The organism is Cupriavidus sp. 8B (assembly GCF_054589115.1).
Window position 1 is genome coordinate 1 of the sequence record NZ_BAAILO010000550.1, and the last position, 216, is coordinate 216.

A 216-nucleotide genomic window follows, 5' to 3' on the forward strand; every position below is an offset into this window, starting at 1 on the left:
GACTTCGTCGCGAATGGCCTCGAAGCTGCGTGGCGCAGCACCCCCGACCAGGCCACGCTGCCGCTCGACGCCGTCACTCTACTGCCGCCGGTCACGCCTGACCGCCAGTTCCTGTGCCAGGGCATCAACTATGCCAGCCATGTGCGTGAGTCCGGCATGGACCCCGACAAGATCGGCTTCAACACGCTGTTCACCAAGGCCCCGTCCTGCCTTGCG

The 216-nt window shown here is 66.2% G+C and carries 1 pseudogene; it reads left to right on the plus strand.

The features are described 5' to 3' along the window. Positions 1-216 (plus strand): annotated as a pseudogene (locus tag ACYP5B_RS47895) (fumarylacetoacetate hydrolase family protein); the annotation flags it as partial.